The sequence below is a fragment of the Ligilactobacillus sp. genome (genome assembly GCF_036846325.1).
Lineage (GTDB): Bacteria > Bacillota > Bacilli > Lactobacillales > Lactobacillaceae > Ligilactobacillus.
This window is the reverse complement of sequence record NZ_DAIUCE010000079.1, coordinates 1-8,271: the sequence shown is the minus strand read 5'-3', so window position 1 is coordinate 8,271 and position 8,271 is coordinate 1. Positions and strand designations below refer to the sequence as shown.

General features: G+C 48.6%; 8 protein-coding genes. All 8 read left to right on the top strand.

Going from position 1 to position 8,271, the window contains the following annotated elements:
• The coding region (locus V7Z60_RS07615; RefSeq protein ID WP_334117238.1) for an amidohydrolase family protein at positions 1–536 on the top strand (536 nt) is incomplete at its 5' end.
• A 3-nt stretch (positions 537–539) separates the two neighbouring features.
• Complete coding sequence (locus V7Z60_RS07610; protein WP_334117237.1) at positions 540–1,628, top strand: carbamoyl phosphate synthase small subunit; 1,089 nt, start codon at positions 540–542, stop codon at positions 1,626–1,628.
• On the top strand, positions 1,621–4,806 hold the full coding sequence (gene carB, locus V7Z60_RS07605; protein ID WP_334117236.1) for a carbamoyl-phosphate synthase large subunit: 3,186 nt from the start codon (positions 1,621–1,623) through the stop codon (positions 4,804–4,806). Before V7Z60_RS07610 ends, carB begins: the two co-directional genes overlap by 8 nt.
• Positions 4,807–4,825: 19 nt before the next feature.
• Positions 4,826–5,761 (top strand): dihydroorotate dehydrogenase, encoded by a 936-nt coding sequence (locus tag V7Z60_RS07600; protein ID WP_334117235.1) that lies wholly within the window; start codon positions 4,826–4,828, stop codon positions 5,759–5,761.
• Positions 5,751–6,473: an orotidine-5'-phosphate decarboxylase gene (gene pyrF, locus V7Z60_RS07595; protein ID WP_334117234.1), complete on the top strand. Its 723-nt coding sequence runs from the start codon at positions 5,751–5,753 to the stop codon at positions 6,471–6,473. Before V7Z60_RS07600 ends, pyrF begins: the two co-directional genes overlap by 11 nt.
• Positions 6,470–7,090, top strand: coding sequence for an orotate phosphoribosyltransferase (gene pyrE / locus V7Z60_RS07590; RefSeq protein WP_334117233.1), 621 nt, complete (start codon positions 6,470–6,472; stop codon positions 7,088–7,090). The genes pyrF and pyrE overlap by 4 nt, the downstream gene beginning before the upstream one ends.
• Positions 7,091–7,233: 143 nt before the next feature.
• Entirely contained in the window at positions 7,234–7,320 is an 87-nt protein-coding gene (locus tag V7Z60_RS10275) for a LacI family DNA-binding transcriptional regulator (RefSeq protein WP_442918903.1), read from the top strand.
• Positions 7,313–8,239, top strand: a complete 927-nt coding sequence (locus V7Z60_RS07585) for an LCP family glycopolymer transferase (RefSeq protein WP_334117232.1) — start codon at positions 7,313–7,315, stop codon at positions 8,237–8,239. The genes V7Z60_RS10275 and V7Z60_RS07585 overlap by 8 nt, the downstream gene beginning before the upstream one ends.
• Positions 8,240–8,271 lie beyond the last annotated feature (32 nt).

Sequence of the window (8,271 nt, the reverse complement as noted above, 5' to 3'; positions counted from 1 at the left end):
TCAACGTGACTTGCGAAGTGGCACCGCACCACCTGCTTTTAAATGAAGAGGACATCCCCGGAAATGACGGCTACTATAAGATGAACCCGCCGCTTAGAACAAAAAACGATCAGCAGGCTTTGATTGACGGACTTTTGGACGGAACAATCGATGTTATTGCCACGGATCATGCGCCGCACAGCGTTGATGAAAAAACTGGCGACATGCGCAACGCTTCGTTTGGCATTACAGGGAGCGAGACGGCATTCAGCATGCTGTATACTCGTTATGTCAGAACCGGCGTGTTTACACTGGAACAGCTGCTTAACTGGATGAGCATCAACCCGGCTAAGATTTTCAAGCTTGAAAAAGCGGGGGAAATTTTACCGGGCAAGCCGGCGGACCTGGCCTTGTTCGATCTTAATCACGAAACGACGATTAAGGAATCAGAATATTTATCCAAGGGAATCAATACTCCATTTACGGGAGAAACCGTTCATGCCTCGACCGCAATGACTTTGGTTGACGGCAGGATTGCTTACAAGAGGGGGAATTAACTGATGAAACGTTATTTGGTCTTAGAAGACGGCACGGTCTATAAAGGCGAGGCCTTTGGAGCAGATTGCCAGACGACGGGCGAAGTCGTGTTTACGACCGGGATGACCGGTTATCAGGAAGCCGTGACGGATCAGTCATTTGCAAATCAGATTCTGGTTTTCACTAATCCATTGATCGGGAACTACGGCGTCAATCTTGATGATTATGAATCGCTTCAGCCTAATTGCCGCGGCGTCGTTTGCCGCGAAGTCGCACGCGTTTCAGACAGCTGGCGCAAGCAGGATACGTTCGATAATTTCCTGAAGCAAATGAACATTCCTGGAATCAAGGGAATCGATACGCGCGCATTAACAAAGAAACTGCGCGTTCACGGAACAATGAAGGGCAGTTTGATCGATCCCGTTGATGATTTGAAGCATGCATTTGATCAGCTTCACGCTACCGTAATCAGCGATCAGGTCGTGGCACAGGTTTCAACCAAGCGGCCTTACCCGAACCCTGGCAGCAAGCGCAACATCGTTCTGGTGGATTTCGGCGCAAAGCACAGTATCCTGCGTGAACTTGCAAAGCGCGACTGCAACACGATCGTCGTACCTTACAATACGACGGCAGAGCAGATTCTGGCCCTCAAACCGGATGGCGTAATGTTGTCAAACGGGCCTGGAGATCCGAAGAGCGTGCCATTTGCAATTGAAATGGTCAGGGAAATCGAAAAGCACCTGCCGCTTTTTGGGATTTGCCTTGGACATCAGATTTTTGCCCTGGCAAATGGAGCCGATACTTACAAGATGAAGTTCGGTCATCGCGGATTCAACCATCCGGTAAGAGAAATTGCGACCGGCCGCATCAATTTCACTTCACAAAACCACGGCTATGCAGTCAAGCCCGAATCAGTCGATACGAACGAACTCATCATTACGCATCGTGAGATCAACGACAATACGGTCGAAGGCTTGCGTCACAAGCGCTATCCTGCATTTACCGTGCAGTTCCACCCGGATGCGGCCCCTGGTCCGCATGATGCAGACGATTTATTTGACGATTTCATGCATATGATTGACCTCAGAAAGGAAGGAAAGAGCAATGCCTAAGAGAACAGATATTCATAAAATCATGGTGATTGGATCAGGTCCGATCATCATCGGACAAGCTGCCGAATTCGATTATTCCGGAACGCAGGCTTGCATGGCATTGCGTGAAGAAGGCTATGAAGTCGTTTTGGTCAATTCCAATCCTGCGACAATCATGACGGACACGAAAATCGCGGACAAAGTCTACATTGAGCCTTTGACGACGGAATCCGTTTCACGGATTCTGCGTCAGGAATATCCGGATGCCCTGCTTCCGACTCTCGGAGGTCAGATCGGACTCAACCTGGCGATTGCGCTTGCCAGGACCGGTATCCTGGATGAACTGCATATTGAGCTTTTAGGCACGAAGCTTGAAGCAATCGATCAGGCCGAAGACCGCGAAAAGTTCAAAGAGCTGATGCAGGATTTAAACGAGCCTATTCCGGCCTCAAAAACTGTCAATACCGTTGAAGAGGCTTTGGAATTTGCCGATGAGATCGGTTATCCGGTAATCGTGCGACCTGCATTTACCATGGGCGGAACAGGTGGCGGCATGTGCGACAACAAGCAGCAGCTGCAGGAAATCTGCGCAAACGGGCTTGATCTTTCCCCGGCTACGCAGTGTTTGATTGAAAAGTCGATCAAAGGCTACAAGGAGGTCGAATATGAAGTCATGCGCGATTCAGCAAACAACGCAATGGTTGTCTGCTCAATGGAAAACTTCGATCCTGTCGGGATTCATACCGGTGATTCGATTGTCCTTGCACCGACACAGACTTTGACCGACCGTGAATATCAAATGTTGCGCGATTGTGCGCTGAAACTGATTCGTGCCTTGAAAATCGAAGGCGGATGCAACGTCCAGTTGGCGCTTGATCCGAACAGTTATGAATACAACGTCATTGAAGTCAATCCGCGCGTTTCGCGTTCCAGTGCCCTTGCTTCAAAGGCTACAGGCTATCCGATTGCAAAGATGGCTGCCAAGATTGCCGTCGGCCTGACTTTGGATGAAATCATCAACCCTGTTACCGGAACGACATATGCGGAATTTGAACCGGCGCTTGATTATGTGGTTGCCAAGATTCCCCGCTGGCCGTTTGACAAGTTTCCGCGTGCCGATCGTCGCTTAGGGACGCAGATGAAGGCTACCGGTGAGGTCATGGCCATTGGGCGCAATGCTGAAGAAGCAATTCAAAAGGCTGTTCGTTCGCTTGAAATAGATGAAAAGGATCTAATCAGTCAGGAAGCGCGCGATGCCAGCGATGAAGAGGTCGAAGACAAGCTTTTCCACGTTCAGGACGATCGCATTTTTTACATTGCGGAAGCGTTCAGACGCGGATTTACGTTGGAGGAAGTCAATGAACTGACAAAGATCAACGTTTATTTTCTTGATATCATCAAGCACATCGTTGAACTCGAAACGGAACTTGCACACAATGTTGGAGACATCGAAGTCTTGAAGACGGCCAAATACTACGGATACAGCGATCATACAATCGGCAGGCTCTGGGACATGGATGAAGACGAGATCCGTTCGTTACGTCATGAAAACGGGATTTTGCCGGTTTATAAAATGGTTGACACCTGCGCTGCCGAATTCGAATCGCACACGCCATATTTCTACAGTTCATATGATGAAGAAAACGAAAGCGTTAAATCAGAAAAGCCTTCAGTTCTCGTCATCGGTTCCGGTCCGATCAGAATCGGCCAGGGCGTCGAATTCGACTATGCAACGGTTCACAGCGTCAAGGCCATTCAAAAAGCAGGTTATGAAGCAATTGTGATGAATTCCAATCCTGAAACCGTTTCGACTGATTTTTCGATTTCAGACAAGCTTTACTTTGAACCATTGACTTTGGAGGACGTTTTAAACGTAATCGAATTGGAACAGCCGCTCGGCGTCATCGTTCAATTCGGAGGACAGACCGCAATCAACCTTGCTGCCGGATTGGAAGCTCATGGCGTCAAGGTTCTCGGAACAACGGTCGAAGACCTTGACCGGGCGGAAGATCGTGAACTGTTTGATCAGGTCATCAACAGGCTTGGGTTGAAACAGCCAATCGGCAAAACGGCAACAACTCAGGAACAGGTTATGGAATGCGCTCATGAAATCGGATATCCGGTTCTCGTTCGCCCAAGCTACGTTCTTGGCGGGCGCGCAATGGAAATTGTCAACAACGATGCGGAACTCGAGGAATATCTCTCGCATAATGCCAAAGCAGAAATTGATCATCCGATTCTGGTCGATGCATATCTTGAAGGATACGAATGCGAAGTTGACGCAATCTGTGACGGAAAGGACGTTTTGCTGCCGGGAATCATGGAGCACATTGAACATGCCGGCGTTCACTCCGGCGATTCAATGGCGGTTTATCCTCCTCAGAGCTTCTCGCAAGACGTCAAGGATCAGATTGTTGAGGCAACGAAGAAACTTGCCGTTGCCTTGAAATGCATCGGCATCATGAATATTCAGTTTATCATTCACAAGGGCGAAGCATATGTCCTTGAAGTCAACCCGAGAGCAAGTCGCACGGTACCGTTCTTAAGCAAGATTACGGGAATCGAAATGACGCAGGTCGCAACGCAGGTCATTTTGGGCAAATCGCTCAAAGAGCTCGGATTCGAATCCGGACTTTACCGGGAATCAAAACAAGTTCACGTCAAGGCACCTGTCTTCTCATTCAGCAAGCTGGCTGATGTTGACAGTTTCCTCGGGCCTGAAATGAAGTCCACTGGCGAAGTCATGGGCAGCGACTTTAATTTTGAAAAAGCTTTGTATAAGGCATTTGCCGGTGCGAATATGCTGCTTCCCGAATGCGGACGGGTTCTCTTCACAATTGAGGACAAGGACAAGAACATTGTCCTTCCGCTTGCAGAAAGATTCGCCAAGATCGGCTATCGCATTTTTGCAACCAGGGGGACGGCCGAATTCCTGCGTCAAAACGGACTTCATGCAACCAAGGTTTCCAAGATTGGCGAAGAAGATTCGGATGATCCGGCAATTATCAAGCTTTTGATGAACAATGAAGTTGATCTCGTAATCAATACGATGAGTCACGATCAGGAGATGTCTTCTGACGGCTTCGTCATCCGCCAGACCGCAATCGAACACAACATTGCGCTGCTGACGTCCCTGAATACCGCGGATGCTTTGCTGCGCGCGCTTGAAAACCGTTCGTTTGCAACGGAATCATTATAAAATCTTTGGAGGTAGTCCCATGTCTGATGAACGTCTAGCAGTCAAGCTTCCAGGGCTTGACTTGAAGAACCCGGTTATGCCGGCCAGCGGTACTTTTGGCTTTGGCGAAAACCCGAAATATGATTTGAACGAATTGGGCGCAATCGTTGTCAAGACAACGACGGTTGAAGCCAGAACGGGGAATCCGAACCCTAAAATCGCCTTGATGGATAATGGTGTTTTGAATGCTGTCGGCCTGCAAAATCCGGGGCTTGAAGCGGTTATTGCGGAAAAACTGCCTGCATTGAAGCAATCGTATCCTTCCTTGCCGATTATCGGAAGCGTCGGTGGATCTTCCGAGGAAGATTACGTTGAGGTCGCATCCCGCTTGTCTCAAAGCGGCTACGTTGATGCTTTGGAACTCAACATTTCCTGCCCGAACGTCAAAAAAGGCGGCATGGCTTTCGGAACCGTTCCGGAAGTTGCCGGGAAGCTGACCAAAGAGGTCAAGAAAGCTTCCAGCGTGCCGGTATACGTCAAGCTTTCTCCAAACGTCACGGATGTCTGCGCGATTGCCAAGGCAGTTGAAGAAGGCGGAGCTGACGGATTGACGATGATCAACACCCTGCTAGGGATGCACATCGACCTCAAGACGAGGAAGTCGGTTCTGGGCAATCTGACAGGCGGTTTTTCCGGTCACGGAGTTCTTCCCGTTGCGATCCGCATGATTTATCAGGTTTCCCATGTCTGTGATTTGCCGATTATCGGCGTAGGCGGAATCGAGAAGCCGGAAGACATCATTGAAATGTATCTTGCGGGAGCTTCCGCCGTTCAGGTGGGATCGGCACACTTCGATGATCCGCTGATCTGCCCGCATTTGATCGAAAAACTTCCTGATTTGATGGATGAGCTCCAGATCTCGTCCCTGGAAGAACTTCGAGAAGAAGTCAAGGAGGCATTTGCAAATGAAAATTGACCGTCCGATCATAGCTCTGGATTTTCCTGACAGAGAGGCATGTCGAAATTTCCTGAAGAAGTTTCCTGAAGAAGAAAAGCTGTTCGTCAAAATCGGAATGGAACTTTACTATTCCGAAGGCCAGGACATGGTCAAGGAAATCATGTCTTTGGGACATGACGTCTTCTTGGATCTCAAATGCCACGATATCCCGCATACGGTTGAATCGGCAATGCGTGTGCTCGGGAAACTCGGTGTCTCATTGACAACCCTGCACGCAAGCGGCGGCAGCGAAATGATGAAAGCAGCAAAGAATGGTTTGCTGGATGGTGCTCAGAGCAAAGGCAAAAAAGCTCCGAAACTTCTGGCGATTACGCAATTGACGTCGACGAGTCCTGAAATGGCAAAAAAAGAACAGCGCCTTGCCTGCGATTTGACTGAAAGCGTCAAAAGCTACGCAAAACTGGCGCGGCAAAGCGGGATGGACGGCGTCGTCTGTTCGGCCTGGGAAGCACGGATGATTGCTGATGCAACCGGCGACGATTTTTTGCGCGTCACGCCTGGAATTCGCTTAAAAGGTGGAGACGTCGGCGATCAGAAACGCGTGATGACTCCTGATGAAGCCGAAAGCAGCGGCTCTTCTGCCATCGTTGTCGGACGGGCAATCACCCAGGCGCAAGATCCCGTTGAAACGTACCGCTTAGTCTCAAATTTATGGAGGAATCAACAATGAAACAAACAGCAAAAGACCTGCTCAAGATAAATGCAGTGAAGCTCTCGCCAAAAGAACCTTTTACATGGGCCAGCGGCATCAAGAGTCCGATTTACTGCGACAATCGTCTGACGATCAGCTATCCTGAAATCAGAAACAGAATCGCAAAAGGCATCGCTGAGATAATCAAGGAGAAGTTTCCGGAAACGGAAATGATTGCCGGAACGGCCACGGCAGGGATTCCTCATGCCGCATGGATTGCCCAGGAACTGAATCTTCCGATGGTGTACGTTCGTTCCAAGCCAAAGGACCACGGACGTGGCAAACAGATTGAAGGCGTGCTTGAAAAAGGTCAGAAGACAATCGTCATTGATGATCTGCTTTCAACCGGCGGCAGCGTTTTAAAAGCTGTCAAAGCTGCGGAAAATGAAGGCGCAGACGTTATCGGCGTATGCGCAATCTTCTCCTACCAGCTGCCCAGCGTCAACGGAAATTTTGAAAAAGCGGGCGTTCCGTTCGCAACGTTGACGAACTATACAGAACTGCTTGAAGCAGCAGTTGAAGAATCATACATCACGAAGAAAGAACAGGAATTGCTTCACAGATGGCGTGAAGATCCTGAAAACTGGCTGAACTGATAAAATTAAAACCTCGCTCTGCTTTGGGATGAGCGAGGTTTCAGTTTATATTTTGGACTATGTGTTACAGTTTTATGAAAAAATAAAGCTTTTTAATGCAATTGATGATTTTATTGCTATAATTACATTGTCGTATAAATAATTTGCAATCTGAGGTTGCAAAGGAAGCAGGTGTTTCTTTAGCAACTGTATCCCGTGTAATCAATGGAGCAGGTGTTTTACATGAGTAATCATCATCACCATCACAAGAAACACGTTTGGTGGAAGTGGCTGTTGGGAATCGTTTGCGTCTTCTTGCTTGTTGACGGAGTTGTTCTGGCGAAGTTCTATTTTTCGGCCAAGGATGCAGTCGATCGTTCCTTCAAGAAAGTAAACTACAAGAAGAAACGTGAAAAAGCAGTCGACATGTCTAAGAAACAACCGTTTTCCGTCCTTCTCCTGGGCAGCGATACCGGCGAATACGGACGTACATATCGCGGACGAACCGATACCATCATGGTAGCGGCTGTAACCCCGAGCCAGACGACGCTCGTATCGGTGCCGCGTGATACTTTGGTTCATATTGAAGGACACCCTGGCAACAACAAGATTAATGCCGCTTACTCATATGACGGCATGACGGGGGCGTTGAACACGATTCAATCCTATCTTGACATTCCAGTCGATCACTACGTCGAACTGAACATGAAGGGGCTGGAGCAGCTTTCAAACGCAGTCGGACCCGTGCAGGTTGACAATGATCTTGAGTTTACGAGTCTCGGCAAGCATTTCAGCAAAGGTACCGTAACGATTGATTCGAGCAATATTCTGGCATATACGCGGATGCGTTACGAAGATACCCGCGGAGACTACGGACGTCAGATGCGTCAGCGTCTGGTAGTCCAGGCCATGGTGGAAAAAATTGCTTCTCTCGGCAGCGTACTCAAGTATCAGAAGATTCTCAATGCCATTTCATCAAACATGAAGACTGACTTGACGTTTGATGACGTTAAGGAAATTGCGACAGGGTATTCGGGAGCAAGAAACATCAAGCAGGTTCAGCTGCAGGGCAAGGGTGATATGATTGACGGTGTTTCGTATGAAGTCGTCAGCCAATCGGAATTGCAGAGCGTTCAGAAGACGCTTAAAGATGCATTGAGCGTTAAATAAGAAAAGGTCCGGATTTTTCCGGACTTTTTCTT

Excerpts from the sequence above, each read along its gene's own strand:
- pyrE (WP_334117233.1), top strand. The coding sequence starts at position 6,470 with ATGAAACAAACAGCAAAAGACCTGCTCAAGATAAATGCAGTGAAGCTC.
- carB (WP_334117236.1), top strand. The coding sequence starts at position 1,621 with ATGCCTAAGAGAACAGATATTCATAAAATCATGGTGATTGGATCAGGT.
- pyrF (WP_334117234.1), top strand. The coding sequence starts at position 5,751 with ATGAAAATTGACCGTCCGATCATAGCTCTGGATTTTCCTGACAGAGAG.
- V7Z60_RS07610 (WP_334117237.1), top strand. The coding sequence starts at position 540 with ATGAAACGTTATTTGGTCTTAGAAGACGGCACGGTCTATAAAGGCGAG.
- V7Z60_RS07585 (WP_334117232.1), top strand. The coding sequence starts at position 7,313 with ATGAGTAATCATCATCACCATCACAAGAAACACGTTTGGTGGAAGTGG.
- V7Z60_RS07600 (WP_334117235.1), top strand. The coding sequence starts at position 4,826 with ATGTCTGATGAACGTCTAGCAGTCAAGCTTCCAGGGCTTGACTTGAAG.